The organism is Longimycelium tulufanense, assembly GCF_014645795.1.
In the GTDB taxonomy this organism is placed as follows: Bacteria; Actinomycetota; Actinomycetes; order Mycobacteriales; family Pseudonocardiaceae; genus Longimycelium; species Longimycelium tulufanense.
Genome location: NZ_BMMK01000004.1, coordinates 1 through 26826 on the forward strand (window position 1 = coordinate 1; position 26826 = coordinate 26826).

Below are 26826 nucleotides of genomic sequence, written 5' to 3' on the forward strand. Positions count from 1 at the left end.
CCATCGGCAAGCGACTCGTGGTCCACCAGCTCTACGACCACCACTCCAACCTGTCGATCTCCACAACTCCACTACTAGTGTTCGATTGCTGGGAACACGCATATTATCTTCAATACAAGAATGTGCGTCCCGATTATGTCGAAAAGCTGTGGACGCTGGTCAACTGGGCCGACGTGCAGCGCCGGTTCGAGGCGGCCCGCGCCGCCAGCAACGGCGGACTGTGGGTCCCGGAGGCCAAGTAGTCCAATATCTTGGCAGTGAATGCTCCGACAAGCAAAGCTGCCAGAAACAGAGGGCCCCGGATGTTCCGGGGCCCTCTGTTTGTCATGAGGCGATCTTATTGATTCGCTTCAGCATTTCAGCAATTTCTGGACGGTAGGTGATCTCGACCCGATCTTCGATCGGCGCCGTCTGGTCTCCCGGGTGGACCACCACTTTCTCGATCGCGAGCCGGAGGATCGAGCGCTTGCGATCCAAGCTCTCCAGGTTGAACACCTGCCGGGACTGGGTGGGGTCGAGCAGGAAGGACAGGTCCGGGAGATGGTCCGGGAGTTCCGCCAGCTTCTCGGTGAGCCTCTGCTTCTGTTCAAGCTGTCGGGACCGCAGCAGCTCGTATCGCTTCAGCCCCTCGGGGTCGCTGAACTCCCTGCGGAGGTAGCGTGCCTCCTCCAGGTCTTTGATCAGGGCTTCGACCTCGGCAAGCTGCTGTCGGACGTTCGCTCGCTCCGCGCTGTGGTCCGGCAGGGTCTCTTCGATCCAGACCTCGGCAATGCTGTTCTCGACGTGGTTGCCGGGGCCCAACTCGTCATGGGCGATGGACAGGGCGGCGGCAGTCGCTTCCAGGGCAGTGGCGACCACGTGTTCGTTGAGCTTCCGCATCGAGACGGACACCCTGGTGCACTCATGCCCGGAGGTCCCCCTCCAGCACCGGTAGTAGAAGTATTCCTTACCGCCCACGGTCCGGTTCACACCGACCAGTCGTCCATCCTCGGGGCAGAAACTGAGGCCGACCAGGAGGAAGGACGAAGGGCGCCCAGCCCCGGTGCGCTGTCCCCTACGACGCCCGGTTTGACGGTGCTTCACCCGCTTGTTGATGATCGCCTTGGCCCGCTCCCACTCCGCGAAGGTGGCAATGGCCTCCCCCTCATCAGCGACCACCATGATGTACTCGCCATCTTCACCGCGAACCGGTTGTCGCCCGTGCGAGTAGAGGCCGGCCATGGTCGGAGAATGCAGCAGATAGCTCACCGTCGATGTCGACCACGTCGTAGCTCCCGGCTTCTTCGCCGCCTTACCGGCCGCCAGTCTCTCGCGATACTTCCACATCTCCGGGCTCTCAACCCCTTGCTCATTGAAGCCGATGGCGATCTCCCGCAAGGTCTTCCCAGCCAAGGCATCCTCAAGCACCTGACGCCGGATAAGCCACTCTTCAGGATGACGCTTGAGCATCCCATCCGCCTGCTTCACATAACCGAAAGGGCGTTCCGCAGTCCAACGCCCCTTCTTCCGATTCGACTCGTGCCAGATCCCGACACGCCACTGAGTATTCTTCGACTCCGCGCGAGCCTGCTCCGACAACAGCGCCAAGGCGGTACGACCGAACGTCTGGTTGGAAAGAATCCCGTCGGCGACGAACACGAGAACACCACCGACATCCTCCAACTCGTCGAGGATGGTTCCCACCTGCCCCATGCCCCGCCGAGAGAACCTGTCCACCTTGGCACTGATCAGATACTTGATCTTCCGCTTGCGGAGGTCATCGATGGCCCGATCAAAGTCTTCGCGGACGACGTTCCTCTTGAAGGCGCTCTTGTCCAAGTCCTCATAGACACGAGTGATCCGAACGCGATGGCTGCGGGCCCAGCCAAGTTCGACCTCACACTGCCGGATCGTGCTCTCAGCCTCGTACTCCGTTGGCAGATCGGAGAGTCGGAGATACGCCCCTCCCTCGTCCTCCCAGTCCGGGTCCCCCCAGGGAAGTGGCCCGAACTTCTCCAGCAGCTCCTTCCTGATCTTCATGGGTAGAACGTACAACGTTGGGAGCACGCGTACTACCTCCAGTACAAGAACGTGCGCCCGGACTACGTCGAGAAGCTGTGGACGCTGGTCAACTGGGCCGACGTGCAGCGCCGGTTCGAGGCGGCCCGCGCCGCCAGCAACGGCGGGCTGTGGATGCCGGAGGCCAAGTAGTCCAATGACTTGGCAGTGAATGCTCCGACAAGCGAAGCTGCCACGGAGGACCCCACCCTCGAAGGGTGGGGTTTTCTGTTGTCACGTCCGAGTCACCCGGTTACCGGCGACAAGGCGGAGGGCGGAAGCCGGTCAAGATCGAGTGTCAGGACGTCCGCACCGGTCGCCAACGGTTACGAATCGAACGGTGCGGTGGCGAACCTCTTGGTGATGTCGTACTGCCGAGACAGCATGGCCGCGGTGCCGTCCGGCTTCCGCCGCACCTCCTCGTTGTGGGCCCTGACAATGAAGTCCTTGAAACCCAGGCGTGGCGCACCCGCCAGGATCGCGGCTACCAGCTTCGAATCGATGTCGTCCAGCCGCCGCCCGAAGTTGTCCGCGGAGACACCGATCTTGACCAGCACCACCTCCGGGCGGGGGTCATTCACCGCCTCGGGAATGAGATGTAGCAGGATGATGTCCCGAACCAACGCGACGTCCTCCTCGCTCGCCCCACGCTCGCGGAGGAACGTCGCGGCCGCATCCGCGCCTTCCACCTCGAAGGAACGTGGTCCGGCGAACCGCTCGGTGTAGCCGAGGTCATGCAGTACGGCCCCGAGATACGCCAGCTCCCGATCCGGATTCAATCGGTCATGCTCCGCCAGGGCCATCCCGAACTGATATGTCCGCAGGACGTGATTGGCCAGCGTGCGGGGCGAACACGACATGACCAGTTCGGTCGCGGCCTTGGCAAGCGCCGAATCAGGTGCGCCAGGGATCAGCACATCGGAAGACACCATCGGCTTCCCCCTTGATCAGGGCCGAGTCCAATTAGCAGTCCAACCAGCGCCAGCCCTCGACGATCCACCGTCACTCACGAGCGAAGTATCAGCAGAGCATCACAGGGCGTGCAGACCTGCCACTTGGTGAGCCCGTGCCTGCTCCCGGCACGGCAGGTAACACGAGACCCCGCCCTCCGGTGCGGAGGGCGGGGTCTCGCATGTTCCCGAACTGACTGCCGCTCCCACCACGAAGCGGACGAGAATTAGGTTAGCCTAACTTCACCAACTTGGGAAGCCCTCCGGACGAATCCGTGTGCGACCAGTTCGGTCACCACCGCGATCGCCACCGACTCCACCGCGAGCAGCGCCAACAGCACGATGAGCTGCACAGCTCCGGCCTGCCATGCGGGCGCACCGGCCAGCAACATCCCGACGAACGCGCCGGGAAGCGTGACCAAGCCCACGGTCCGGGTCTGGTCGAGCGCCGGAAGCAACGCGTCAACCGCGGGCCGGCGCACGATCTCCCGCGCGGCATCACGTTCCGGGAAGCCCAACGCCAGCGCGGCCTCGAACTCGCCGTACCGCTGCACCAGAGCGTCCAGTGCCCGCCGGACGGCGAGGGTGGTGGCCGTCATCGCTCCCCCGACGAGGATCCCGCCCATCGGCACCACCGCCACCCCTGCCAGCGGCACCACGCCGGTCACCAGGAGCAGCGCCAACGCGGGCAACGCACCCCCGACGATGGCCAGCGCGAGCCATGCCCCGGCCCAGCCGACCTTCGCCCGGCGCGCCGACGTCAGTGTGGCGACCGCGACCATGACGAGCAGGAAGGCCGCGGACAACGGTAACGACGCGAGCACCGCGGCGACGATGGTCGAGACGACCGCGAGCTGGACGACCGCGCGTGCCGCGGCCCAGACGACGGGGCGGCCCGGGAACAGTCCCACCAGACGGCCGACCGCGGCGGCAGTGGCCACGAAAACCACGCCCACGACTACGAGCCACAACCATCCGTGGTTCAGCACGATCACGGCCATCCTCCCTCGTCCGGTGAGGGAGATCCTGGCCAGAAGCGTGCGGCTGAGCGAGCAGCCCGCGACCTGCGCCACGCTTTCGCTTGCCGCTGTCGCGCCCGGTCAGCCCCGGCGGAGCAGGCGGCTGCCCGACCAGCTGCGCAGCCGGCGGAGCTGGAAGCCGCCGCGCCGGGCGAGCACGAGTCCGCAGGCCACGGCGGACAGGAACGACACCAGCCCGCCGAGCACGAGCGGGGCCCGGCCACCGAACTCGTTGGCCACCCACCCCATGAGTGGGCCGCCCACGGGCGTGCACCCGATGAAGATCAGCACGTAGAGGCCCATGACCCGGCCGCGCATGGCGGCGTCGGTCGACAGCTGCATGGTCGAGTTGGCAGCGGTGGTGAAGGTCAACGTGGCCGCACCGGTCGGCACGAGTACCGCGGCGAACGCCAGGTAGTACGGCATCACGCCAGCCAGCGCCTCGAGCAATCCGAATGCTGCGGCGGCACCGATGAGCAGCCGCATCCGGGGGCGACCACGTGTACTGCGCCGGGCGGCAAGCGTCGCACCGGCGAGGGTGCCGACCGCGAGCATCGTGGACAGCAGGCCATAACCGTCGGCGTCGCGGTGGAAGACGCTGCTGGCGATGTAGGCGAGTGTGGTCTGGAAATTCAGCCCGAACGTACTGACCAGACCGACCAGGGTGAGCACGATGATCAGGTCGGGCCGCTGGCGCACGTAGGCCATGGCCTCCCGCACCTGCCCGCGTTGCCGCGGAACCGGCTTGCTCCGGTGCAGGTCGTGCGGGTTCATCCGGAACAGGCCGACCAGCACGCCGGCAAAGGTCGCGGCGTTGGCCAGGAAGACCCAGCCCGTGCCGACCATGGTGATCGCGACGCCGGCAACGGCGGGGCCGACGATCCGCGCGGCGTTGAAGGTCATCGAGTTCAGCGCCACGGCGTTGGTCAGCTGGTCGCGGCCCACCATCTCGTGGGCGAACGCCTGGCGTACCGGGGTGTCCAGGGCGCCGAACACGCCCAGCAGCAGGGCGAGCAGGTAGACGTGCCAGAGCTGGACCGCGCCGGTGACGTCGAGCAGGCCGAGGACCAGCGCGGTCAGGCCCATGCCGGTCTGGATGGCCAGCAGCAGCTTCCGCTTGTCGTAGCGGTCGGCGAGCATGCCCGCCCACAGCGAGAGGAACAGGGTCGGCAGGAACTGCAGGGCGGCAACGATGCCCAGTGCCAGCGCGTTGCCTCCGGACAGCTGCAGCACCAGCCAGTCCTGCGCCACCCGCTGCATCCAGGTACCGACCAGCGACACCACCTGTCCGGAGGCGAAGAGCCGGTAGTTGCGGACGCGCAGGGAGGCGAACATGCCGCCGCGCCGCCCGGACTCCTCGCCAGGTCGGGCGGCGGTCGGGACGGGTGCGACGGGGTCGGCGCGACAGGGGTCCCGGTGCCGACCGGTCTCGGGTCGCGCGGAGGGAACGACGTCCGGCGGGTGGCTGGTGTCGCCCGAGGGTTGGACTTCACGGCCACTCGCGTGCGTCGTCACTCGTTACTGCCCCGCCATCCTGTCGATGATCTCCGCGGCGCGGGAGAGCACCTCCCGCTCTTCCTCGTCCAGGTCGGCAAGCCTCCGGTCGAGCCACCGCTCGCGGGCGCACACCTCGGCCCGCACGAAGTCCCGGCCCGCCTGGGTCACCTCGACGATCGCCTGCCGGCCGTCGGTGGGGTGCGGGCGCCGGCTGGCGAACCCGTGCTCCTCCAGCGCGGCGATCACGCGGGTCATCGAGGGGGGCTGGACGCCCTCCTTCGCGGCGAGCTCACCCGGGGTCATCGGGCCCCAGTTGTACAGGCAGGACAGGGCCGAGATCTGGGTCAACGTCACCGACGAGTCGGTGCGCTGGGCCCGGAGGCGTCGGTTGAGGCGCACCACCGCCAGTCGCAGCCGGCTGGCCAGCGACGGCTCGTGCTCCTCTTCACGACCCGACACGTCGTTAGCATACCTCACGATCTGCCTCTCGAACTGTGGTTGACGTGCGAGAAGGGCCACTCTCCCCTCGCCTGGAGCGGCCCGTCGGCACGAGTTACGCCCCCAGTGCGGCCCGGATCGGGCCGATCCCGAAGTAGGCCAGGAAGGCCACCGCCACCACCCACATCAGCGGATGCACGGACCGGGCCCGCCCGGACACGGCGCGCAGCAGCACGTAGCTGACGAAGCCGGCGCCGATGCCGTTGGCGATGGAGTAGGTGAACGGCATCACCACGATGGTGAGAAAGGCTGGCAACGCCATCGAGAAGTCGGTGAAGTCGATCTCCCGGATCTGGCCGATCATCAACGCCCCGACGATCACCAGCGCCGGTGCCGCCGCCTCCAGCGGAATCACCTGGTAGAGCGGCGTGAAGAACATCGCGGCGAGCAGGAGCAGCCCGGTCACCACGTTCGCCAGCCCGGTCCTGGCCCCCTCGGCGATGCCGGACGCCGACTCCACGAACACCGTGTTGGACGAGGACGACCCGGCGCCGCCTGCCACGGCGCCCACACCCTCCACGAACAACGCCTTCCCCACGCCGGGAAGCTGGTTGTCCCTGTCCACCAGCCCGGCCTCCTTGCCCAGCCCGGTCATGGTTCCCATCGCGTCGAAGAAGTTGGCCAGCACCAGGCTGAACACCAGCAGTGCCACCGTGACCGCGGGCAGCCGGCTCCAGGCACCGAACGAGAAGTCGCCCACCAGCGACAGGTCCGGCAGGTCGAACAGCCTGTCCGGCACGGCCGGGTAACCGAGGCCCCAACCCTTCGGGTTGCCGCCCTTCGACGGTCCGACGTGGACGATCGCCTCCACCGCGATGGCCAGCACGGTGGTGGTCAGCACGCCGACGAGCAGCCCGCCACGCACGCGGCGGGCAACCAGCACCCCGGTGAGCAGGAGGCCGAACACGAACACCGCGGTCGGCCAGGAGGCGATCGAGCCGTCGATCCCCAGCCCCACCGGGACGGTGGTGTGCGCCGAGTCGGGCAGCCGCCGCACGAAGCCGGCATCGACCAGGCCGATGAAGCAGATGAACATGCCGATGCCGACCGAGATCGCGGCCTTCAGTTCCCTGGGTACCGCGTTGAAGACGGCGGTGCGGAAGCCGGTGGCCACGAGCAGCAGGATGATCAGGCCGTCCACCACGACCAGGCCCATCGCCTCCGGCCAGGTCATCTGCGGGGCGATGGTCACCGCGACCAGGGTGTTGATGCCCAGGCCGGTGGCCAGCGCGAACGGGTAGTTGGCGACGAGCCCGAACAGGATCGTCAGCACACCGGCCACCAACGCGGTGACCGCGGCCACCTGCGGGACCGGGAGGATGTTGCCCAGCACGTCGCGCTTGGCCGCCGCGTCGTCGGCGGAGAAGCTGCCGAGGATGAGCGGGTTGAGCACGATGATGTAGGCCATGGTCACGAACGTGACCACCCCACCGCGGACCTCACGGCCGAGGGTGGAGCCGCGCTCGGAGATCTTGAAGAAGCGGTCCAGCGCGGAGCGCGTGATCGTGGTGGTCGCCATCCTCTCCCCCGTTAGTGGGACGTGTTGCGGCAGGTAGCCTGCCTGACGTGGTGGAGGCGAGGGAACGCGACCCGGATTTCGGGCCGGAACGGCCGGCCGGGGGACCGGTCGAGCCGCGGGCCCTCCCGTCGTTGCCGCGGGCCCTGGTCAACCCGGACCCGGTCGTCGCGGTCGGCAGCGCGGCGTGGTTCGTCGTCTTCTGCGTGCTGCTGGTGACCCAGGTGCTGTTGGGGGACGGCCCCACGGTGTGGCTGTGGACCGCACTCGCCGGTTGGGTGCTGGGCGGGATCGGCTTCCTGGTGATCCGGTGGCAGCGGTCCGCCGCGCGGCGCGGCTCGCGCGGGGCGCAGCAGGGCCTCTAGATCGCGCGGGGCCCGGCCAAGCGGGGCGTAGTTGTGCCCACAGGCTGCCGGGACTCTCCGAGCAGGCCGATCTTCGGTCGGGCCGGTGACAGGTCGGGTTCGCCACCGTTGCCGGTAGGCGCGACAGCGGCGTGCGGTGTGTACTCGTACCAGGACTCACGGACGGTGCGAGATGGACACCCAGCGCGCGGTCGAAGCGTGGCCGGAGGACCCGGACGCGGTCCGGGCCCTGCAGGCGTGGCTCAACGAGCCGGGTGGCGCGTTGTTCGCCGACGGCCTGGACTTCCGGGGAGCGAACCTGACCGGGGCGGATCTCGCGGGGGCCTGGCTCAACGACGCCGACCTGCGTGGGGTCGTGCTCTCGGGGGCCGAGCTGACCAACGCCCACCTCAACGGGGCACGGCTGGCCGGCGCCAACCTCACCAACGCCCACCTGGCCGGCGCCGAGTTGGACAGCTCGGACCTCAGCGATGCGTGCGTGGAGCACGCCATCCTGCACAAGGCGTCGCTGTGGGGGGCCACCGCCCTGCGCGCCGACCTGCACACCGCGACGCTGACCGAGGCCGGCCTGGTCCGGCTCGACCTACGCGGCGCGGACCTCACCTACGCCAGGCTGGACCGCACCTCGTTCGATGTCTGGATCGACAGGAGCACGATCGTCCGGGGGCTCACCGGCAGTCTCTACGGCCCGACACACGTGGATGATCGGGACCTGCACGAGGACGAGCTCGCCAGCTGGCTCAACGGCCGCGGCGCGTCCGTCACGGTCCTGCCGAACCGCCTGCCCGACCTGCGCTCCTCCTTCGCCGACTCCCCACCGTCGTGAGCCGCGGTGTACCAACTGGGGGAGTGCAGTGGTCCCAGATACATCTTGGCCGAGTCATCCAGGATTGCCATGTTGGCTCATCAAGCCAGGAGGGTGACCGGGGAGGGTCCTTCGGGCTCACCGAGCAGGGCGGCCAGCAGGTGGCGTTCCGACCATCGGCCGGTCGCCCAGGCCAACGCGCGGGCGAGCCCGGCCGGGTCGTCCACCGCGTGCAACACGCCGTCGTCGTCGATCCACCAGGGCACCGCCACTTCGGCGTCCTCAACCCGGACGACCAGCCGCTCGTGCACGACGAGCGGGTCCTCGGGCAGCTCGCGGCCCAGCAGGCCGCACGCCTCGGGCACCCCGTCGAGCTCCGACCACGGCAGCTCCCGCCCCTCGTCGCGCACCTCGGCCACGATCTCGTCCCCGGCCAGGGGCAGGTCGAGCAGCTCGGCGAGCGGTTCGGCGTGCGCCCGGTCGCCGGCGACCACGCGGTCCGGGCCGAGTACCCCGAGCACCCATGGCACGTCGAGCACCACGGCCCGGTCAGCCGACACGACGGTGCCGGACAGGGCACGCACCCGCGCGGGAGGGTCGAGCGCGGCCGGGTCCAGCCGGTGGTCGACCACGGCCTCGGCGAGCGCGGCGTGCGCCCGCAGCGCGGTGCCGGCGGCCACCCACCGCTCCGGGTCGCCCAGGCGCGCCAACAGGTCCGCGGCGTCGTCGGCGTCGGCCACGGTGAGACCGGCGCGGACCCCGGCCGCGGCCAACACCGCGGGGTCGAGGTCGGTCGCGGCCTCGGCCGGCACGATCTCGTACAGCCCCACCAGATCCTCGGCGTCGGCCAGGCACCAGTGCCGGGGCGGCCGGCCGCCCAGCCGCGCGTACCGGGCCAGCCACCAGGTCGTGTAGCCCGGCTCGCGCAGCACCCGTCGCGCGTCCGGATCGTGGGCGAGGATGCGCAACGCCTCGGGCCAGCGGTCCTCGGCGACGAGGTCGAGGTCGCGCACGGCCTCCAGCCGGGCGGGCGGCGCCGGGCGGCTGGTCCACCACTCCTCCTCGTCGGCCAGCTCGTGGTCCGGACCGCCGGGCGCGTCGTCGACCAGCACCGGGAACCTCTCGAGCACGCCGATCGCGGTGAGCAGGCTGCTCGGCCAGCTGTTGGCCACCTTGTCCGACAGCGCGGTGAGCGGGGCGTCCTCGGCGAGTACCTCGAGCAGCGCCGAGCCGGGCAGGACCAGCTCGTCGGCACGGCAGGGCTCGCCCTCGGTGTTTGGCAACGCCAGGGCGGCCAGCCATGGCAGCTCACCGGGGTGCAGGCCGGCCCGGTCGGCGAGCAGCAGGACGGCGTCGACGAGTGCGGCGACGTCCACCCCGGCCTCGGCGTCCTCGACGCTGCGCTCGACGGCCTCCCGCAACGCCTCCAGCAGTTCCATCGGCCCCGCGCGCCGGGCGCCGAGTCGTTCGAGCAACGCGTGTGCGGCCTCGCTGTGCGCGATGCGCAGGCCAGAAGTGTCCACACCGGACAGTGCGTCCAGGGTGGCGCGATCCGCCTCCGGCAGCAGGACGTCCCGCGGTCCGGTCACGGTACGCCCATCGACCAGGGGTACCGGAAGCGCGCCGAGTTCCTCGCGCGCAGCGGGATCCGCGGCCACCACACCTTCCAGTGCGACGTAGAGCCGTCCCCACCACGCCGGTTCTCGCTCGACCTCGGCGAGCGCCGCCGCGATGTCCGCCGGCCGCACCCGTGGCACGTGCAGCGCGGCCAACGCCTGTGCGTGCCGCGGCGCCGCAAGTTCGGCCGCCAGTAGGCCGGGCAGCACATCGGCGAGCAGGGCGACGAGATCGTCCTGCGGGGTGTCCAGGACACGGGCGACGGCCGGCGCACGGAGCTGGTCCGACTCGGCCGCGGGCAACCACTCGGTGTCCCGCAGCCGCCCCAACACCCGATCCCGCAGCTCACCGTCCACTTCGGACAGCGGGAACTCCGGGAGCGGAACCAGCGCGGTGCGATGCTCGGCGGGCACAGCGAGCACCAGCTCCGGGTACGCGGCCGCAGCGGCGTCCAGCACCGCGTCCGTCGCCGGGCCGGGGAGCAGCCGGCGGCGCGAGGGCTCCACCGGCAGGGTGGCCAGCAACCGCGCCGGGAGGGACAACCTCTCGTCCGTCGGCGTCGGCGCGTGCAGCACATCCTCCTGTAGCGGCGCGGGAACATCGTTGCCCGCCAGTGGAACCGCCCAGCACACCGTCCACTCAGGACGCTCCCGCGCCTCGGTAGCCAACCCGCTCAGTTCGGGTCCGGCGAGTCGGCCGTGCTCCCGCCGCAGCAACCAGCGGGTGGTCCGTCCGCCACCGTGCACCGCAACACGGCCCCCGGGCTCGTCCTCCCGTCGCCACACAGCACCGCCGACCTCGATCCGGTTCAGCCACGGCAATGCCAGCAGAAGGTCGGCGGCCTGCTCGGCGCATGCGGCCAGCAGCGCGTCGGCATCGACGTCGGTCCGCAGCGGGAGCCGGACCTCGGTGTCGAAACCCGGCGGTGGGGCGGGCTCGTCGGGCTCGGTCGGCCACACCAGGCGCAGCACCGGAACCGCGCCGGCCCTGCTGCCGACTTCCTCCGCCGGCCCGGCCATACCGGCGATCTCCGCCCGGGTGCGGTCCGCGGAGAACGCGACCCCGCCGCTCGTCGAGACGACACGGGGCGCATCGGTCACCGCGAGCACGGCAGCAAAGCCCACGCCGAACCGGCCGACCGTGCCGGAGGCTCGTTTCGCGGAAGCGCGTAGCGATGCGAGTGCCGCCACCCCGGCCGCGTCCAGCGGAGCGCCCGTGTTGGCGACCCGCAGCTCGCCGTCGACCACCGTCAGCCGGATCCGGCCCGGCTGACCCGCGTGCGCGGCCGCGTCCGCGGCGTTCTGTGCCAGCTCGACAAGCAGCCGGTCGCGGTAGCCGCCGTAGTGCAGGTCCTCCTCGGCGTTCGCGTCCTCCCGGAACCGGGTCGGCGAGCCGCGCCAGGCGTCCAGCACCGCACCACGCAGGGCGGCCGTGCCGAACGGGTCGGCGGTCATGGCCTCACGAGCCCCGTTCCGACCGCCCCCGCCGCCGCGTCGGCTCGACGTCGAGCACGGAGTCGTCGTAGACCAGCTCGGCCACCGGCACCTGCGGCGAGGTGTCGATCTCCGCCTCGGAGTGCGCGCCGCAGCCGTACTCGGTGTGCACCACGTGGCCGTCGGCGGGGGAGAGCGCGTTGCCGCAGACGCCGTAGGCGGCGCGCAGGGACCCGGCGACCGGCAGGTAGAAGCCGCACGTGCCACAGCTGGCCGGCGCGCTCCTGGCCATCTCGCTGCGCGGGCCGAACTCGCCGCGATACCACCGGTCGGCGGCTTCCAGGCGGCCCTGCCGGGACATCACCCGTACCCGGCCCAGACCGATCTCCCGGGCGACCTCCTCCACGGCGGGGTCGTCGCTGTACAGATAGGCCGGGAGCAGCCGTGGGTCGTCCCGGGTGGTGGGCAGCAGGTCGCCCACCCCGAGATCGCCCGCGCGCACCCGCTGCTGCCAGGGCACCCAGTCCGGGGCGACCAGGGCGTCCGGGCCGGGCAGCAGCACGACCTCGCTGACGGTGACCGGCTCGTCCGGGCCGGCGTGCGCCACGGTCACCGCCCAGCGCCAGCCGACGTACCCGGCGTGCAACGCCTCGAACAGGTGGGTGGCGGCGGCGGAGTCCTCGGCCTGCACCCCGACGTGCTCGCCGACCCCCTCGACGCCGGCCTCCTCCAGTGCGGCCTCGCGGGCGAGCTCGACCGCGCCGGCCAGCACGGGATCCGGGGTCTGCCCGGCCGTGCCGCCGACCTGCCCGGAACCGAGCGCCCCCGACGGGCGTTGTCCTGCGATGGGGGTTGGCGTCACGTCCCTGATTGTGCCCCACCTGCCCGATCCCGACTCACCCCGCATCCGGGCGGTGGGCGTGCCACGCTGGAGCGCGTGCGACGGCCAGGGTTTCCGATCGCCGGTGTGCTCACCGCGGGGTTGCTCGTCGCCGGCTGCGCCGGTGCGCTCGGCCACGCCGACCCCGCGGAGCGGCTGCGACCCGAGGTACTTGCCGTGCTGCCGCACGACCCGTCGGCGTTCACCCAGGGCCTGGAACTCGCCGACGGGGTGCTCTACGAGGGGACCGGCCTGGTGGGTGAATCCAGCCTGCGCGAGGTGGAACCGGAGACGGGACGGGTGCGGCGGCAGGCTGAACTCGCGCCGCCGCTGTTCGGCGAGGGCGTGACCGTCGTCGGCGACCGGATCTGGCAACTGACGTGGCGGAACGGCGTCGCGGTCGAGTGGGACCGCTCGACGTTGCGGCAGACGCGCCAGGTCTCCTATCCCGGCGAGGGCTGGGGGTTGTGCTTCGACCGGGCGGGCGGCCGGCTGGTGATGAGCGACGGCAGCGCCCGCCTCACGTTCCGGGACCCGGTCACGTTCGAGCGCACGGGGGAGGTCGTCGTGCGCCGTGGTGGTGGCGAGCAGAGGCGGCTCAACGAGCTGGAGTGCGTGGCCGGCTCGGTGTGGGCGAACGTCTGGGGCAGCGACGAGATCCTTCGGATCGACCCGGCCTCGGGCCAGGTGACCGGGGTGGTGGACGCCGGTGGGCTCCTCCCGGCCGATCAGGCCGCCGGGGCGGACGTGCTCAACGGCGTCGCCGCGGTGCCGGGGACGACGGAATTCCTGGTCACCGGGAAGCGCTGGCCGAGCATCTTCCGGGTCCAGTTCGTGCCCGCCGGCGACTGAGCCGGAACCGGACAAGGCAGCCCGAAGCGGGCCAAGCGGCAAAAACCACGCCGGCGCGGTGGTGAAGCGCACGCGATCGGGGCACCGGTTACGGCAGGATTGGGTTCGTGGTTCGGTCCGGTCCTGCTGATCAGCCCGGCGGTGCGCGCAAGGGCTGGGGTGCCGGGCGTCGCAGGACGGGTCGGGACGTCCCCACCGGCATGCCCGACCCTGCGTCCCCGGCCGCCTCCGCCGCGGACCGCCGCTATCCGTGGCAGGACGACCCCGACTACACGGCGTCCTCTTCGACGGGTTCCCCGCCGCCCGCGCCCCGACCGACCCGGCAGCTCCGGCCCCGGCCGACCCCGGTCGAGTGGGCGCCCACCGAACCAACCCGGGATCCGCTCGGCGCCGGGCACCGCACGCGTCCCCTGTCGACGCCACCGACCGGGCACCCTCCCCACGGCACCCGACCCTTACCGGAGCAGGACGCCGAGCGGCCCGCGGCCACCCGGCCGCCCCGGAAGATCACCGTCACCCGGGTCGCGATGTGGCGGAGCCGGCAGCTTACCCAGCAGGCGGTGCACGCCTTCCGGCGTGCCGCACACGCCGACGGCGCCGACAAGTCCGGCCTGGCGAGGCTGACCTACGCCACGATGGCGAACTACGCGATCGACGCCGCGATCGCGGTCGCCCTGGCCAACACCCTGTTCTTCTCCGCGGCGACGGCCGAGAGCAAGGGCAAGGTCGCGCTCTACCTGCTGATCACGGTGGCGCCGTTCGCGGTGGTCGCGCCCGTGATCGGGCCGGCACTGGATCGCCTGCAGCGCGGGCGGCGGCTCGCCCTGGCCGCCTCCTTCGTCGGCCGGGCCGTGCTCGCGGCCGTGATGGCGTTGCACTTCGACGACTGGCTGCTGTATCCGGCGGCGCTGGGCACGATGGTGCTGTCCCGGTCCTTCAGCGTGCTGCGGGCCGCCGTCACGCCACGGGTCCTGCCGCCGGAGATCACCCTGGTCAAGACCAATGCCCGGCTGACGATGTTCGGCCTGGTCTCCGGGGCCGCGTTCGGTGCGGTGGCAGCCGGCTTCGCCAAGCTCTTCGACTCCCCCGGCGCGCTCTGGTACACGGCCGCGCTCTGTATCGGCGGCGCCATGCTGTGCCTGCGCATCCCCGCCTGGGTGGAGGCCACCGAGGGCGAGGTGCCGGCGTCCCTGCGGGACCGGCCGGACCGGCCGCGCTGGCAGCCGATGGGCAGGCACGTGGTGGTGGCGCTGTGGGGAAGCTCCACCATCCGCGTGCTCACCGGCTTCCTCACCCTGTTCGCGGCGTTCGTGATCAAGGGCGAGACCGAGCACTCCCCGCTGCGGCAGGTGCTGCTGCTCGGGGTGATCGGTGTGGCCGCCGGCGCCGGCGGCTTCCTCGGTAACGGCATCGGTGCGCGGCTGCACTTCGAGAAGCCGGACCAGGTGATCATCGGCTGCCTGAGCGGCGCGCTGGCGGCCACGTTGTTCGCCGCTCTCGCCGAGGGGATCACCACGGCCGCGGTGGTCGGCCTCGTCGGCGCGACCGCGAGTGCGTTGGCCAAGGGCTGCCTGGACGCGGTGATCCAGCACGACATGCCGGAGGAGTCCCGGGCGTCCGCGTTCGGCCGCTCGGAGACCGTCCTGCAGCTCGCCTGGGTGTTCGGCGGCGCGATCGGCCTGCTGCTGCCGGCCCGCTGGTGGATCGGGTTCGCGGTGGCCGGCGGGGTCCTGGCGCTGGGCCTGGTGCAGACCCTGATGCTGCACCGCGGCACGTCACTGATTCCGGCCCTGGGTGGCCAGCGGTCGGAGCGGCCGTCCCGGACCCGCCGGACGGCACGGACCGGGCGGCGCCCGCACCGCCGGCAACCGGCGGAACCGGAACGTCGGGCCGGCGGGGACTCCGGCCGGGTGCGCCGGGACGGACGGCGGGACGCACGCTGGGACGGGCGGTGGGACGGCACGGGCGAGCCGGTCCCCGGCGCGGAACGGCCCTCCTCCACCACGTAGGGTCGGTGCTCGTGCTTCGTCGTTGGACCCTGGTGCTGGTCGCGGGCGTGGGGCTGCTCGCGGCGAGTTGCTCGGCCCCACCCCGGCCCGAGGTGTCGTTCTTCGCGAACAACCGGACCGTGGCCGTGGGCCCCACCCAGTTCTGCGACGAGAACCTGGAGAACTGCGGCGCCGACCCGCAGGCCGAGGCCGTGCTCCGGGTGCCGGCGGGCAAGCCGCTGCAGATCTCGGTCGCCAAGGAGATCGCCGCGGCCCCGTGGCAGGTGGTGTTCCGTTACCGGCTGCCCGGCGGCGAGCGCGTGGACGGCCGCAGCGAGGTTTTCCGGCCCGGCGAGCAGCTCGCCTACTCGCTGCGCCTGCCCGAAGCCGGCGCCCAGCTGGAGACCGCGGAGATCCACCAGTTCGGTGCGGTGATGCTGCAGCGTCCCGACGGCGGGGTCGACTTCCCGGCCCGAGCGACGTGGGTGCTCTCCGTCGACGACCGGTCCTGACCGCGGCCGGTCACCCGGGTCTCGGGCCATGCCGAAACGGCTCTCCCCCGTGGGGGCGGGTCCACCTCGACCAGGTTGGTCGCGATGTGCCCCGAGGTGCCCCGGTGCTGCTGACGCACTCCCCGACCCAGCCGCGCTACGGCCGACCGTGAGACGCGGCCTCCTTCGCGAGGCGCGTCACAAGACACGGTGGGTGCGCAATCTGCACGCGGATCGCGCACCCAGTTCCGTGGTCAGACCGAGCTGGCCCGGCTCACCGGATCGTTGTGAGCCGGATCCACCCGCTGACGAACCGACCGGTTACGGCTCCAGCTCCCGTGCCACGGCACGCACGACCTCGGCGATGCGCTTGGTGGCCTTGCGGTCGGGGTAACGACCGCGGCGCAGCTCCGGCTGCACTTTGGCTTCCAGCAACTTGATCATGTCGTCGATGAGGCCGTGCAACTCCTCGGCGGGGCGCCGGCGTGCCTCCACCACCGACGGAAGCGGGTCGACGAGCTTGACCGACAGCGCCTGCGGCCCACGCCGGCCCTCGGCCACGCCGAACTCGACGCGCTGCCCGGTCTTCAACGCCGCGACGCCCTGGGGCAATGCGGAGGCGCGCACGTAGACGTCCTCCCCACCGTCCTGGGTCACGAAGCCGAAGCCCTTGTCCGCGTCGTACCACTTGACCCTGCCGGTTGGCACTGTCCTCACCGTTCCCTCGTCTGCTGGTCCACGTCGGGCGCGGACCTTGCGGCCCGCGCACGACGAACGCGCCCCAGGCGTGCCCGGGACGCGCGACCCAAGCGTAGCGAGCACACCGCCTGCGGTGCGAAGCAACATTCTCTGCTCCGCACCATCACCAAGATCCCACTCGAACGGCGCAGGCGGTACCAGAGCTGGTCGGCGGCGTGGCGCCGGTCGCGTCGCCCACCCTCCCGGACCACCGACCACCCCCGGTCGGCCTAAGCTCGTCGGCGTGACGGCTCGAGCTGGTGGCACCAGGTTGTTTCCGGTCGCGGTGGCGTTGTTCGCCGTCGGCCTGCTCGCGTTCGTCGTGATCTTCGGGCTGTACGCGACCGGGCACGCCGAGCTGCCGGTGTGGTTGAACATGGTCGCGGGGCTGTGCCTGCCGGCCGGGCTCGCGCTGGGCGTGTTCGCGCTGGTCCGGAAGGGGCGCCGCCGCTAGGCGGACCCGCTCGTCAGCCGGCCGCGACGTCCCGGTGCCCGGACAGGTGCTGGTCGAGCCAGGCGGGGAAGCCGGTCAGATCCGCGAGCACGACGTCGGCCCCGGCCACGGACAGTTCGTCGGTCGTGCAGGGCCCGGTCGTCACCCCCACGGCGACGGCACCGGCGGCCCGGGCCCCCTTCATGTCGCCCACGTGGTCGCCGACGTAGATCGAGGCGCCGTGCTCGCGCAGTGCCGCGCCCTTGCCGGAGGACCACAGCTCCCCGACGACCTCGTCGACGGTCCAGCCAAGCGCCCGGAGGTGCAGCTCCGCGTTCGGCGCGTACTTGCCGGTCACGACGAGGGTGCGGCCGCCGGCGGCGCGGACGGCGGCGAGCGCCTCGGCCGCGCCGGGCAGGTCCACGGTGGCGGGCACCACGGCCTCGGGGTAGATGACCCGGAACCGGGTGACCAGCGCGTCGATGGTGTCCTGGTCCAGGCCGTAGCCGGCGAACACGGTCGGCAGCGGCGGGCCGAGGTTGGCCGCGAACTCCTCGCCGTCCAGTGGGATGCCGGTCTCGGCCTCGAGGACCTCGAACGCGCGGACCATGCCGGGTCGCGGATCGATCAGGGTCATGTCGAGGTCGAAGCCCACGGTCAACGGCACTCGAGCCACCCTACGCCGTTCGACGAGACGCATCCCCCGGTTGAGGTACTTGACGGGTTTGCGGACCGTGTCAAGACTGCGCCAGTGGAGTCAAGCCTGCGGCAACGCGTCCGCGCGTCGCTGCGCGAGGAACTACTCGACGCCGCCACGGACCTGCTCGCCGAGCACGGGTTCCGGGGCTTTCGCATGGTCGACGTGGCCAAGGCCGCCGGGGTGAGCCGGCAGACCGTCTACAACGAGTTCGGGGACAAGACGGGGCTGGCGACCGCGGTGGCCGAACGGGCCTCCGCACACTTCCTGGACGGACTGGCGGACTCGCTGCGAGTCGCCCCCAGCGTGGTGAGCGGGCTGCGCTCGGCCGCGCTGTACACGTTGCGCTACGGGGCGCGGGACCGGTTGATCTCGGCAATCCTGGTCGGCGACCATGCCGCGGACCTGCTGCCGTTCCTCACCACCCGGGTTGGGCCGGTGGTGCGGCCGGCTTCGGAGATGGTGACCCGGTACCTGCGCGAGAACCTGCCGCGGCTGCCCACGGGGCACGCGGCGTTGATCGCCGATTCGCTGGTGCGGCTCACCCTAAGCCATCTGGTGCTGCCCAGTTCCGGACCGGAGGAGGCCGCGGACGCGGTGGCGGCGATGGGGGCTGCCGCGCTCGCGCCGCAGCTCCCGGTCTAGGCCACGGGCCCGGCCACGCCGGGCCAACCCTCTTCACACCGAAGAAGAACCCCTGGATGATCAACCTCCAGCCGGTGTGATCGGGCGTGGCCGCGTTGGGGTTCCCGGGCCAACACCTGCCGCCGCAGGAGTTTTCGGGCTTCGGCACCGTGTGGTCAGCACCACTGCACCGATCAGAGCCTTGTTGCATAAGGTTTGCGACAAGTTGGCTGATCCGCGGGGGTGGTGCGCATGGTCTCGGTGGGCGAAGCCGTTCGGACCGCATTGCCCCGGATGCGGTCTGGCGCCGCCCTGTTGGGACCGGCCCTCGTTGCCGCGATCGCCTACGTCGACCCGGGCAACGTCGCGACCAACACCACGGCGGGTGCCCGCTACGGCTACCTGTTGGTGTGGGTGTTGGTGGCGGCCAACGTGATGGCCGGGCTGGTGCAGTACCTGTCGGCGAAGCTGGGGTTGGCCACCGGCGCGACGTTGCCCGAGGCGGTGCGGGACCAGCTCCGCGGGCCTGTCCGGCTGGCCTACTGGGCACAGGCCGAGCTGGTGGCGATGGCCACCGACCTTGCCGAGGTGTTGGGCGGAGCGATCGCGCTCAAGCTGCTGATCGACGTTCCGTTGTTGTGGGGCGGCCTGATCACGGGTGTGGTGTCGACCGTCCTCCTGCTCACCCAGGACCGGCGTGGGCAACGTCCGTTCGAGCGGCTGGTCACCGCCATGCTCGTGGTGATCGCGGTCGGGTTCGCCGCCGGGTTGCTGGTGTCACCGCCGGCGCCGGGCGGCACCGTCGCCGGATTGGTGCCGCGCTTCGACGGCGCGGACAGCGTGCTGCTGGCCGCCGGCATGTTGGGTGCGACCGTCATGCCACACGCGGTCTACCTGCACAGCGCGCTGGCGCGCGACCGGCACGGGCGGGCCGACTCCCGCTCGCTCCCGCGCCTGCTGGCCGCGACAAGGGCTGACGTCGGGGTCGCGATGGTGGTCGCGGGCGCGGTGAACCTCGCGATCCTGCTGCTGGCGGCGAGCGCGCTGCGCGGGTTCGAGGGCGTGGACTCGTTGGAGGGAGTGCACAGCGCACTGGGGTCGACCCTCGGCGGTGGCATCGCGTTGCTGTTCGCCGTGGGACTCCTCGCCTCCGGCCTCGCCTCGACGGCCGTGGGCTGCTACGCGGGCGCGGTGATCATGGACGGCCTGCTGCGGTGGCGCGTGCCACTGCTGGCGCGGCGGGTGATCACCTTGGTGCTGGCGCTCGCGGTGCTCGCGCTCGGTATGGACCCCACGTGGGCGCTGGTGCTGTCGCAGGTCGTGCTGTCGTTCGGGATCCCGTTCGCGCTGGTTCCGCTCGTGTTGTTGACGGGGAGCCGGCGGGTGATGGGCGCGGCCGTGAACCATCCGATCACCACGGGGCTCGCCGTTGTTGTGTCACTGGCCGTGATCGCGCTGAACGCCGTTCTCGTGGTGTTAACCGTGAGCAGTTGATTCCGGTGTCGCGATAGGCGAACCGGGTGATGATCCGAGCCGACGCGTCACGGACGGGCGATCGCACCGTCACGTGGGTGTGCGACTGCCGGGGTGGGGGTAGTCGCAACCCTGGCTGACGTGAGTCGCATCACTGGGGCGTGCCCGGGGCATGCCACCGATGCTCCCTCTCGCAGCGACCGTTATTCACCCGGAGGGGGGCCGATGATCACGGATCGCGACCTGGAGCGGATCGCCGCCGCCATCGATGACGCCATGCGCGACATCGCCGCCGCCCAGCCACGCAGCCGCTGGGAGCACGTCGAGTGGCTGCGGTTGAAGGCGGACCTACTGGACCGGCTCGCCGCGGCGCAGCGGTCCTGGCACGGGTCCCTGGCCCATCGGGCCGAGCTGCTGCGCGACCACGCGGAACGACTCGCCGACCAGCTCACCGGGGTGCTGCCGGCGGAGGTGGGGCCGGAATGGCCGGCCGGTGCGGTTCCGGTCCAGGGAGTGGCGTCCGGCGGGTCCGTCATTCCGTTGTGGAACGACACGACCGCCCGCGCCGCGGACACCGCTGACCAGGAGTGACGGGTCAGCCGGCACACCAGGCACAATCGGGGACGTGCAATTCCTGCTGAACGTGATCTGGTTGGTGTTCGGCGGCCTGTTCATGGCCGTCGGTTACGCGATCGCGGGGGTGATCTGCTGTCTGCTGATCGTGACGATCCCGTTCGGCATCGCCGCGTTCCGCATGGCGGCGTTCGCGCTCTGGCCGTTCGGCCGGGCGGTAGTCGACCGGTCCGACGCCGGGGTGGCCTCGTGCCTGGGCAACATCGTGTGGCTGGTGTTCGCCGGCTGGTGGCTGGCACTCGGCCACCTGCTGACCGGGATCCTGCAGTGCCTGACGATCATCGGGATCCCGCTCGGGCTCGGGAACTTCAAGCTGATCCCGGTGTCGTTGTTCCCGCTGGGGAAGGCCATCGTCGACCTGGACTCCAGCTACGCCTTCGCCCCCCGCGTCTGACCCGGGTGGGGCGGCGCTCCGGCGGGGACGGGGTCGCCCCGCCCGGCGCGCTCGCCCGCTACCTCGTCGGCTCGTCCCCGAACGGGTCGGTCGCCCGGCCCACCAGGTCCGCCACGGACCCCAGCACCTTGGTCGGCCGGTACGGGAAGCGCTCCGCGGTGTCGGCCACCGAGATCCCGGAGAGCACGAGAATCGTCTGCAGACCGGCCTCAAGTCCCGACCGGACGTCGGTGTCCATCCGGTCGCCGATCATCAGGGTGTTCTCCGAGTGCGCCCCGAGCGCACGTAGCGCCGACCGCATCATCAACGGGTTCGGCTTCCCCACGTAGTAGGGCCCGCGCCCGGTGGCCCGCTCGATCAACGCGGCGACCGACCCGGTCGCGGGCAGCACGCCCTCCCGGCTGGGCCCGGTCTCGTCCGGGTTGGTCGCGATGAACCTGGCGCCGGCCTCGACGAGCCGGATCGCCTTGGTGATCGCCTCGAAGCTGTAGGTGCGGGTCTCCCCGAGCACCACGTAGTCCGGGTCGCGGTCGGTGAGCACGTAGCCGATCGAGTGCAGCGCGGTCGTCAGCCCGGCCTCACCGATCACGTAGGCGCTGCCGTGCGGCCGCTGGGTGTTCAGGAAGCGCGCGGTGGCCAGGGCCGAGGTCCAGATCGCGCTCTCCGGCACGTCCAGGCCGGTGCGCAGCAACCGGGCACGCAGGTCGCGTGGGGTGAAGATCGAGTTGTTGGTGAGCACGAGGAACGGCACGCCGTTCTCCCGAAGCTCGGCGAGGAAGGCGTCCGCGCCCGGGACGAGGTGTTCCTCGTGGATCAACACCCCGTCCATGTCCATCAGGTAGTTCCAGCCCACCGGCTTGGTCTCCACCCTGGTCCTGGTCTCCTCCGCTGCACTCACGGCGTCATGATTGCCCGGCCGCGGGATGCAGCGCCACCTCTGCGGCCTTGACCGCGAACCACACCCGTGCGCCGGGCACCAGTTCCAGGTCGGCCACGGCCGCCGCGGTGATCTCGGCGTGCAGGCCATCCGCCCAGGCCGGACCGCCCGTTGCCGCCCCCGCACGCACCCGCACAACATCGCCGCGCGGCTCCAGGGTCGCGATCGTGACCGGGAAAATGTTCCGGGGACTCCCGGTTGGACGTTCCCAGTGGACCGACACCGCGCGCGCCGGGAAGACGGCCACCGCGGGCTCCCCGGCCAGCAGGGTGGGATCGCGATGCCCGGCGAACACGGCCCCCTCGGGAGTGCGAACCCCATCCGGGCAGGCGGTGCCGGAGACCAGCTCGAGCCCGGCGATCCGCGCCGCGAACGCGGACCGTGGCCGGCCGAGCACGGAACGGGTCGGTCCCTGCTCGACGATCGCGCCGGAGGAGAGCACCAGCACGCGGTCGGCGAGGACCAAGGCGTCCAGGGGATCGTGGGTGACCACGACGGCGGTGCGCCCGCCACCTCGCAGCACCCGCCGGAGCAGGGCACGCAGCGTGGGCGCGGCATCCACGTCCAAGGCCGCCATCGGCTCGTCGAGCAACAGCAGCTCCGGGTCGGCCGCCAACGCGCGTGCCACCGCGACCCGTTGCGCCTGCCCACCCGACAACTGGGCCGGTTTCCGGGCTGCCAGCTCGAGGCAGTCCACTTCGGACAGGAGCTGCTCCGCGACCACCCTCGCCGTACGACGGTGCACTCCCCGCGAACGCGGCGGAAAAGCAACGTTGCCGAGCGCGCTCAGGTGAGGAAAGAGCAACGGTCGCTGCGGAAGCAGGACGATGCCTCGCCGATGCGGCGGAACATGACGCCCCGCCGTGACATCGGTCAGGATCCGTCCGCCCAGCGTCACCCGTCCCCGGTCGGGGCGGAGCAGCCCGGCGAGCGCGGCGAGCAGCGTGGACTTGCCGGAGCCGTTGGGGCCGAGCACCGCCAGGACCTCACCCGGCGCAAGGCCGAGAGCCACCGAGAGGGCGAACCCCGCCCGTGCCAACTCGATCTCGGCCGCCAGGGCGGTGGCGCGGGCCGGGACGACGGTGCTCATCGCACGCCCTCCGCGGACCGGGGCCGCACCAACACCACGACCAGTGCGGCGACCGCCACGAGCAACAGCGACAGCGCGACAGCGGCGTCCACATCGGACTCCCGTTGGAGGTAGATCTCCAGCGGGAGCGTGCGGGTCGTCCCCGCGAGGCTGCCCGCGAACGCGATCGTCGCGCCGAACTCGCCCATCGCCCGGGCGAAGGCAAGCACGACTCCCGACCCCAGGCCCGGAAACAGCAACGGCACCGTGACCCGCCAGAACACCGTCCACGGCCGGGCGCCCAGGGTCGCCGCGACTTCCTCGTACCGTTCCCCGGCCATCCGCAGTGCGCCCTCGAGGCTGACCACGAGGAACGGCATCGCCACGAAGGTCTGGGCCAACACCACGGCGGCCGTGCTGAAGGGGATGCGGATCTTGAACCAGGTCTCGAGGTACTGCCCCACGAGACCGGCGCGGCCCAGCAGGTAGAGCAGGGCCAGCCCGCCGACCACGGGCGGCAGCACCAGCGGCAACAGGACCACGGCCCGCAGTGCCCGCAGCCCGGGCAGGTGGCCGCGGGCCAGCACCACCGCGAGCGGCCCACCCAGGACGACGCACAACACGGTCGACACGAAGGCGGTGCGCAGGGACAGCTCCAGGGCCTGCAGCGCCGCCGGGCGGGTGACCAGCTCGGGCAACCGAATCCAGTCGGCTTTCCACGCCAGGCCGAACACCGGCAGCGCGATCAATGCGAAGCCGCCCACCGCCGGGATCCACAGCAACGTAGGCAGGGCGGTACGGGCGGTGTGCGTGTCCTCCCGCCTGTCGCCGGTGTCGCGGCGCAGTGGTCCCGGAGAGGTGGCGGTCACGGCTACGGCACCTCGAACCCGGCCCGGGTGAGGGCGTCACGTCCGGCTTCGCCGCGCACGAGTTCGACGAACTGCCGGGCGAGGTCGGCCCGCTCGCTCCCGCGTACGACGGCGATCGGGTAGTCGTTCCGCGCGGAGGCGGCCTCGGGGAACGGGATTCCCCGCACCTTTCCCTGCTGCGCGTTGACATCGGTGACGTAGACGAGACCGGCGTCGGCCTCACCGGCGAGGATCTTGCCGAGCACCGACTTGACGTCCTGCTCCTCGCTTGCGGGGCTGATCCGGACGCCGGCTTCCCGCTGCACCTTCGTGCTCGCCGCGCCACAGGGCACCTGCGGTGCGCACAACACGACCACGACGCCGTCGCGTGCGAGGTCGGCGAGGCTGCCGATCTTCCTGGGATTGTCCGGCGGCACCGCAATGCTCAGCTCGTTGCGCGCGAAGGTCCGGGGCGCGCCGTCGGCGAGACCGGCCCGGACGACGGAGCCCATGGTGTCGGGGTTGGCGGCGGCGAAGACGTCGGCGGGGGCGCCGTGGACGATCTGCTGCGCCAGGTCCGAGGAGCCGCCGAGGGCGAGCCGGACGTCGACATCGGGGTGGGCGGCCTCGAACCGCTTCTCGAGCTGGCCGAAGGTCTCGGTGAGCGAGGCCGCCGCGAGGACGGTCAGGGTGCGCCGCCCGGACTCGCCGCCCGGGCCGGTGCCGCAGGCCGACAACGTCGCGACCAACGCGAGGGTGGCGAACGCGGCGGCCAGCCTCACGACCGGTCTCCCGGGGTCTCCACGACCACCTGGGTCGACTTCACCACGGCGACGGCCAGCACGCCGGGGCGCAGGCCCAGCTCCCGGACCGCCTCCGTGCTCATCAGCGACACCACGCGGTGCGGTCCGCACTGCAGTTCCACCTGGGCCATGACCCGGTCGGCGGTCACCTCGGTGACCAGCCCGACGAACCGGTTGCGGGCGGACCTGCCGACCGTGGAGGGGTCGGCCGCGGACCGGGCCTGTTCCCGGGCGAAGGCAGCCAACTCCGCGCCGTCGACGACCCGGCGGCCGGCCTGGTCACGATGGCCGGTGAGCTGCCCGCCGTCGATCCAGCGGCGGACGGTGTCGTCGCTGACGCCGAGCAGGTTGGCGGCTTCGGAGACCCGGTACTGCGGCACGCGCCGAGTCTAGGTCCGCATCAGCGGAAATCGCTCCGTATGTTCCTCCGCATCTGCTGCCCGGCAGCGGGCCGTCGCTTGGACGATCACCCGACAACGCCATCGGCCGGGGCGCCCCGGGTGCTCCTTACTAATAAGAGGCAGCCGGCAGCACTAATAAGAGGCAGCCGGCAGCGCGCTTCATCAGAGGAAGGAGACGATGCCATCCACCGGGTCTTGACCGTGACCCAGGTCACGGTCAGGTGATGCGCCCGTAACTCGCGATCAGTTTTTCCGCTGGCCGGCCGGACTACCCTCGCGGGCGTGACAGCGGTGCACCTGGGCTTGCCGACCACGCGGGTTTCGGGCTCGGCCGGCGCGCGGCCGGGCCCGGGGGCCGGTGCGGCGTCCCGCCCGGACACCCCGGCGTTGCTCGACCGGTTCGGCCGGGTCGCCACCGACCTGCGGATCTCGCTCACCGACCGGTGCAACCTGCGCTGCACCTACTGCATGCCCGCCGACGGCCTGGACTGGCTGCCCAGGCCGGAGCTGCTGACCACGGCGGAGCTGGCGCGGCTGATCCGGATCGCCGTGCACCGGCTGGGCGTGACCGAGATCCGCTTCACCGGCGGGGAGCCGCTGCTGCGCCGCGACCTGGAGGACATCATCGGCGCCGCGGCGGCGCTGCACCCGCGGCCGCGACTGGCCCTGACCACCAACGGCATCGGCCTTGACCGCCGGGTCACCGGTCTGGTGCGGGCCGGGCTGGACCGGATCAACGTCTCGCTGGACACGCTGCGCCCGGAGCGGTTCCGCGCCATCGCGCGGCGGGACCGGCTGGACGACGTTCTCGCCGGGCTGGCCGCCGCGAGCGCGGCCGGCCTGACCCCGGTCAAGGTCAACGCCGTGCTGCTGCGAGGAGTGAACGACGACGAGGCGGTGGACCTCCTCGACTTCTGCCTCGCCCACGGCTACCAGCCGCGGTTCATCGAGCAGATGCCGCTGGACCCGCAGCACGGCTGGGACCGGGAGAACATGGTCACCGCCGACGAGATCCTCGCGGCGCTGCGGGCGGCGCACGAGCTGACCCCGCACCCGGCTGAACGCGGCTCCGCCCCGGCGGAGCGGTGGCTGGTCGACGGCGGGCCGGGGATGGTCGGGGTGATCGCCTCGGTGACCCGCCCGTTCTGCGCGACCTGCGACCGGACCCGGCTCACCGCCGACGGCCAGGTGCGCAACTGCCTGTTCGCGCGCACCGAGACGGACCTGCGCGACGTCCTGCGCGGCGGTGCCGACGACGAGGAGCTGGCCGAGCTGTGGCGGGCCGCGATGTGGGCCAAGGCCGCCGGGCACGGTATCGACAACGCCGACTTCGTCCAACCGGAACGGCCGATGAGTGCGATCGGGGGTTGAGCGTGGAGGCGGGTTCGAGCAAGGTGACCGTCCGCTATTTCGCCGGCGCGCGGGCGGCGGCCGGCGTGCCGGAGGACGTGATGGACGTTCCCGGTGGCGCGACGGTGGCCGACGTGCTCCAAGCCGCGGTGCGCGAGCGGGGCGAGCGGTTGGGTCAGGTGCTCGGCGCGTGCAGCTTCCTTCTTGATGGGGTAGCGGTTCGGGACCGGTCGATCGTGGTGACCGACGGCGGTCAACTGGACGTGCTGCCCCCGTTCGCGGGCGGCTGATCCGGCGGGCTCGCTCGGCGGGCCGCGCGACAGTGCACCGAGGGTCGCTGGATTCTCCTCGCGCGGCCCAGCTTCTTCCCCCTTCGGCAACCTTGGCGCCGCGTCTTGTCTCACCCCCGGTGATGAGACCGCTACCACGCGCCGCTAACGTGTGATCTCGATCGTGTCGTTGATCACGAGGGGGTCCC

Annotated in this window: 28 protein-coding genes and 1 pseudogene; 14 read left to right on the forward strand and 15 right to left on the reverse strand. The window is 71.4% G+C overall.

Annotation, left to right across the window (positions count from 1 at the left end; all coding sequences use genetic code 11):
* The coding region (locus tag IEY55_RS06155) for a Fe-Mn family superoxide dismutase (RefSeq protein ID WP_189054884.1) at window positions 1–242 on the forward strand (242 nt) is incomplete at its 5' end.
* Between the two features lie 82 nt (window positions 243–324).
* Here the strand turns inward: IEY55_RS06155 and IEY55_RS06160 are convergent.
* On the reverse strand, window positions 325–2019 hold the full coding sequence (locus IEY55_RS06160; protein WP_189054886.1) for a recombinase family protein: 1695 nt from the start codon (window positions 2017–2019) through the stop codon (window positions 325–327).
* A gap of 9 nt (window positions 2020–2028) precedes the next feature.
* Here IEY55_RS06160 and IEY55_RS06165 point away from each other — a divergent pair.
* A pseudogene (locus tag IEY55_RS06165) lies at window positions 2029–2190 on the forward strand (Fe-Mn family superoxide dismutase); the annotation flags it as partial.
* 173 nt (window positions 2191–2363) lie between these two features.
* Here the strand turns inward: IEY55_RS06165 and IEY55_RS06170 are convergent.
* The 5 genes from IEY55_RS06170 to IEY55_RS06190 all read right to left on the reverse strand — a co-directional run bounded on the left by IEY55_RS06170 (window position 2364) and on the right by IEY55_RS06190 (window position 7520).
* A complete protein-coding gene (locus tag IEY55_RS06170; protein WP_189054888.1) occupies window positions 2364–2969 on the reverse strand; it encodes an HD domain-containing protein in 606 nt (201 codons plus the stop codon).
* Window positions 2970–3214: 245 nt separating this feature from the next.
* Window positions 3215–3982 (reverse strand): ABC transporter permease, encoded by a 768-nt coding sequence (locus tag IEY55_RS06175; RefSeq protein WP_229686106.1) that lies wholly within the window; start codon window positions 3980–3982, stop codon window positions 3215–3217.
* 105 nt (window positions 3983–4087) lie between these two features.
* Entirely contained in the window at window positions 4088–5521 is a 1434-nt protein-coding gene (locus tag IEY55_RS06180) for an MFS transporter (protein WP_229686107.1), read from the reverse strand.
* A 3-nt stretch (window positions 5522–5524) separates the two neighbouring features.
* Window positions 5525–5962: a MarR family winged helix-turn-helix transcriptional regulator gene (locus IEY55_RS06185; RefSeq protein WP_189054891.1), complete on the reverse strand. Its 438-nt coding sequence runs from the start codon at window positions 5960–5962 to the stop codon at window positions 5525–5527.
* A 94-nt stretch (window positions 5963–6056) separates the two neighbouring features.
* Complete coding sequence (locus IEY55_RS06190) at window positions 6057–7520, reverse strand: NCS2 family permease (RefSeq protein ID WP_189054893.1); 1464 nt, start codon at window positions 7518–7520, stop codon at window positions 6057–6059.
* A gap of 47 nt (window positions 7521–7567) precedes the next feature.
* Here IEY55_RS06190 and IEY55_RS06195 point away from each other — a divergent pair, with 47 nt between their 5' ends.
* The gene (locus IEY55_RS06195) at window positions 7568–7882 is read left to right on the forward strand and encodes a DUF2530 domain-containing protein (RefSeq protein WP_308424728.1); all 315 of its coding nucleotides are present in this window, start codon (window positions 7568–7570) and stop codon (window positions 7880–7882) included.
* A 172-nt stretch (window positions 7883–8054) separates the two neighbouring features.
* Window positions 8055–8708, forward strand: coding sequence for a pentapeptide repeat-containing protein (locus IEY55_RS06200; protein WP_189054895.1), 654 nt, complete (start codon window positions 8055–8057; stop codon window positions 8706–8708).
* Window positions 8709–8788: 80 nt separating this feature from the next.
* Here IEY55_RS06200 and IEY55_RS06205 read toward each other — a convergent pair whose 3' ends face one another.
* Both IEY55_RS06205 and IEY55_RS06210 read right to left on the reverse strand, forming a co-directional pair.
* A complete protein-coding gene (locus IEY55_RS06205; RefSeq protein ID WP_189054897.1) occupies window positions 8789–11758 on the reverse strand; it encodes a sacsin N-terminal ATP-binding-like domain-containing protein in 2970 nt (989 codons plus the stop codon).
* A 4-nt stretch (window positions 11759–11762) separates the two neighbouring features.
* On the reverse strand, window positions 11763–12509 hold the full coding sequence (locus IEY55_RS06210) for a DUF3027 domain-containing protein (RefSeq protein ID WP_444543285.1): 747 nt from the start codon (window positions 12507–12509) through the stop codon (window positions 11763–11765).
* A gap of 165 nt (window positions 12510–12674) precedes the next feature.
* Here IEY55_RS06210 and IEY55_RS06215 point away from each other — a divergent pair, with 165 nt between their 5' ends.
* From IEY55_RS06215 to IEY55_RS06225, 3 genes are all read left to right on the forward strand, one after another.
* On the forward strand, window positions 12675–13469 hold the full coding sequence (locus IEY55_RS06215) for a glutaminyl-peptide cyclotransferase (protein WP_229686109.1): 795 nt from the start codon (window positions 12675–12677) through the stop codon (window positions 13467–13469).
* Between the two features lie 200 nt (window positions 13470–13669).
* Window positions 13670–15478, forward strand: coding sequence for an MFS transporter (locus tag IEY55_RS06220; RefSeq protein WP_189055304.1), 1809 nt, complete (start codon window positions 13670–13672; stop codon window positions 15476–15478).
* Window positions 15479–15489: 11 nt separating this feature from the next.
* Complete coding sequence (locus IEY55_RS06225) at window positions 15490–15969, forward strand: DUF2771 family protein (protein ID WP_229686111.1); 480 nt, start codon at window positions 15490–15492, stop codon at window positions 15967–15969.
* Window positions 15970–16269: 300 nt separating this feature from the next.
* Here IEY55_RS06225 and IEY55_RS06230 read toward each other — a convergent pair whose 3' ends face one another.
* Entirely contained in the window at window positions 16270–16656 is a 387-nt protein-coding gene (locus IEY55_RS06230; RefSeq protein WP_189055310.1) for a cold-shock protein, read from the reverse strand.
* Window positions 16657–16930: 274 nt separating this feature from the next.
* Between IEY55_RS06230 and IEY55_RS06235 the strand changes: the two genes are divergently transcribed.
* On the forward strand, window positions 16931–17140 hold the full coding sequence (locus tag IEY55_RS06235; protein WP_189054901.1) for a hypothetical protein: 210 nt from the start codon (window positions 16931–16933) through the stop codon (window positions 17138–17140).
* Window positions 17141–17153: 13 nt separating this feature from the next.
* On the opposite strand, the gene IEY55_RS06240 is transcribed toward IEY55_RS06235, so the two are convergent.
* Window positions 17154–17786, reverse strand: coding sequence for an HAD family hydrolase (locus IEY55_RS06240; protein ID WP_189054903.1), 633 nt, complete (start codon window positions 17784–17786; stop codon window positions 17154–17156).
* Window positions 17787–17870: 84 nt separating this feature from the next.
* Between IEY55_RS06240 and IEY55_RS06245 the strand changes: the two genes are divergently transcribed.
* From IEY55_RS06245 to IEY55_RS06260, 4 genes are all read left to right on the forward strand, one after another.
* Window positions 17871–18461 (forward strand): TetR/AcrR family transcriptional regulator, encoded by a 591-nt coding sequence (locus tag IEY55_RS06245; protein WP_189054905.1) that lies wholly within the window; start codon window positions 17871–17873, stop codon window positions 18459–18461.
* A 231-nt stretch (window positions 18462–18692) separates the two neighbouring features.
* Window positions 18693–19934, forward strand: coding sequence for an Nramp family divalent metal transporter (locus IEY55_RS06250; protein WP_189054907.1), 1242 nt, complete (start codon window positions 18693–18695; stop codon window positions 19932–19934).
* Window positions 19935–20138: 204 nt separating this feature from the next.
* Window positions 20139–20504: a hypothetical protein gene (locus IEY55_RS06255; RefSeq protein ID WP_189054909.1), complete on the forward strand. Its 366-nt coding sequence runs from the start codon at window positions 20139–20141 to the stop codon at window positions 20502–20504.
* Between the two features lie 34 nt (window positions 20505–20538).
* Window positions 20539–20940, forward strand: coding sequence for a YccF domain-containing protein (locus IEY55_RS06260; RefSeq protein WP_189054911.1), 402 nt, complete (start codon window positions 20539–20541; stop codon window positions 20938–20940).
* 58 nt (window positions 20941–20998) lie between these two features.
* On the opposite strand, the gene IEY55_RS06265 is transcribed toward IEY55_RS06260, so the two are convergent.
* The 5 genes from IEY55_RS06265 to IEY55_RS06285 form a co-directional block, all read right to left on the reverse strand.
* Complete coding sequence (locus tag IEY55_RS06265) at window positions 20999–21775, reverse strand: HAD-IIA family hydrolase (RefSeq protein WP_189055312.1); 777 nt, start codon at window positions 21773–21775, stop codon at window positions 20999–21001.
* 67 nt (window positions 21776–21842) lie between these two features.
* Entirely contained in the window at window positions 21843–22967 is a 1125-nt protein-coding gene (locus IEY55_RS06270; protein ID WP_189054913.1) for a sulfate/molybdate ABC transporter ATP-binding protein, read from the reverse strand.
* Window positions 22964–23737: an ABC transporter permease gene (locus tag IEY55_RS06275; protein WP_189055314.1), complete on the reverse strand. Its 774-nt coding sequence runs from the start codon at window positions 23735–23737 to the stop codon at window positions 22964–22966. Before IEY55_RS06275 ends, IEY55_RS06270 begins: the two co-directional genes overlap by 4 nt.
* Window positions 23738–23817: 80 nt before the next feature.
* Window positions 23818–24576: a molybdate ABC transporter substrate-binding protein gene (gene modA, locus IEY55_RS06280; protein WP_189054915.1), complete on the reverse strand. Its 759-nt coding sequence runs from the start codon at window positions 24574–24576 to the stop codon at window positions 23818–23820.
* The gene (locus IEY55_RS06285) at window positions 24573–24977 is read right to left on the reverse strand and encodes a TOBE domain-containing protein (protein WP_189054917.1); all 405 of its coding nucleotides are present in this window, start codon (window positions 24975–24977) and stop codon (window positions 24573–24575) included. The genes modA and IEY55_RS06285 overlap by 4 nt, the downstream gene beginning before the upstream one ends.
* Before the next feature lie 303 nt (window positions 24978–25280).
* Here IEY55_RS06285 and moaA point away from each other — a divergent pair, with 303 nt between their 5' ends.
* Window positions 25281–26369: a GTP 3',8-cyclase MoaA gene (gene moaA, locus IEY55_RS06290; protein WP_189054919.1), complete on the forward strand. Its 1089-nt coding sequence runs from the start codon at window positions 25281–25283 to the stop codon at window positions 26367–26369.
* Window positions 26366–26638, forward strand: coding sequence for a MoaD/ThiS family protein (locus IEY55_RS06295; RefSeq protein WP_189054921.1), 273 nt, complete (start codon window positions 26366–26368; stop codon window positions 26636–26638). The genes moaA and IEY55_RS06295 overlap by 4 nt, the downstream gene beginning before the upstream one ends.
* The last annotated feature ends 188 nt before the right edge of the window (window positions 26639–26826 follow it).

What these genes read in the sequence shown, in the direction of transcription:
- IEY55_RS06170 (WP_189054888.1), bottom strand. Translation starts at nt 2,969, where the DNA reads ATGGTGTCTTCCGATGTGCTGATCCCTGGCGCACCTGATTCGGCGCTT.
- IEY55_RS06220 (WP_189055304.1), top strand. Translation starts at nt 13,670, where the DNA reads ATGCCCGACCCTGCGTCCCCGGCCGCCTCCGCCGCGGACCGCCGCTAT.
- IEY55_RS06200 (WP_189054895.1), top strand. Translation starts at nt 8,055, where the DNA reads ATGGACACCCAGCGCGCGGTCGAAGCGTGGCCGGAGGACCCGGACGCG.
- IEY55_RS06160 (WP_189054886.1), bottom strand. Translation starts at nt 2,019, where the DNA reads ATGAAGATCAGGAAGGAGCTGCTGGAGAAGTTCGGGCCACTTCCCTGG.
- IEY55_RS06255 (WP_189054909.1), top strand. Translation starts at nt 20,139, where the DNA reads ATGATCACGGATCGCGACCTGGAGCGGATCGCCGCCGCCATCGATGAC.
- IEY55_RS06190 (WP_189054893.1), bottom strand. Translation starts at nt 7,520, where the DNA reads ATGGCGACCACCACGATCACGCGCTCCGCGCTGGACCGCTTCTTCAAG.
- IEY55_RS06250 (WP_189054907.1), top strand. Translation starts at nt 18,693, where the DNA reads ATGGTCTCGGTGGGCGAAGCCGTTCGGACCGCATTGCCCCGGATGCGG.
- IEY55_RS06205 (WP_189054897.1), bottom strand. Translation starts at nt 11,758, where the DNA reads ATGACCGCCGACCCGTTCGGCACGGCCGCCCTGCGTGGTGCGGTGCTG.
- IEY55_RS06265 (WP_189055312.1), bottom strand. Translation starts at nt 21,775, where the DNA reads ATGGACATGGACGGGGTGTTGATCCACGAGGAACACCTCGTCCCGGGC.
- IEY55_RS06270 (WP_189054913.1), bottom strand. Translation starts at nt 22,967, where the DNA reads ATGAGCACCGTCGTCCCGGCCCGCGCCACCGCCCTGGCGGCCGAGATC.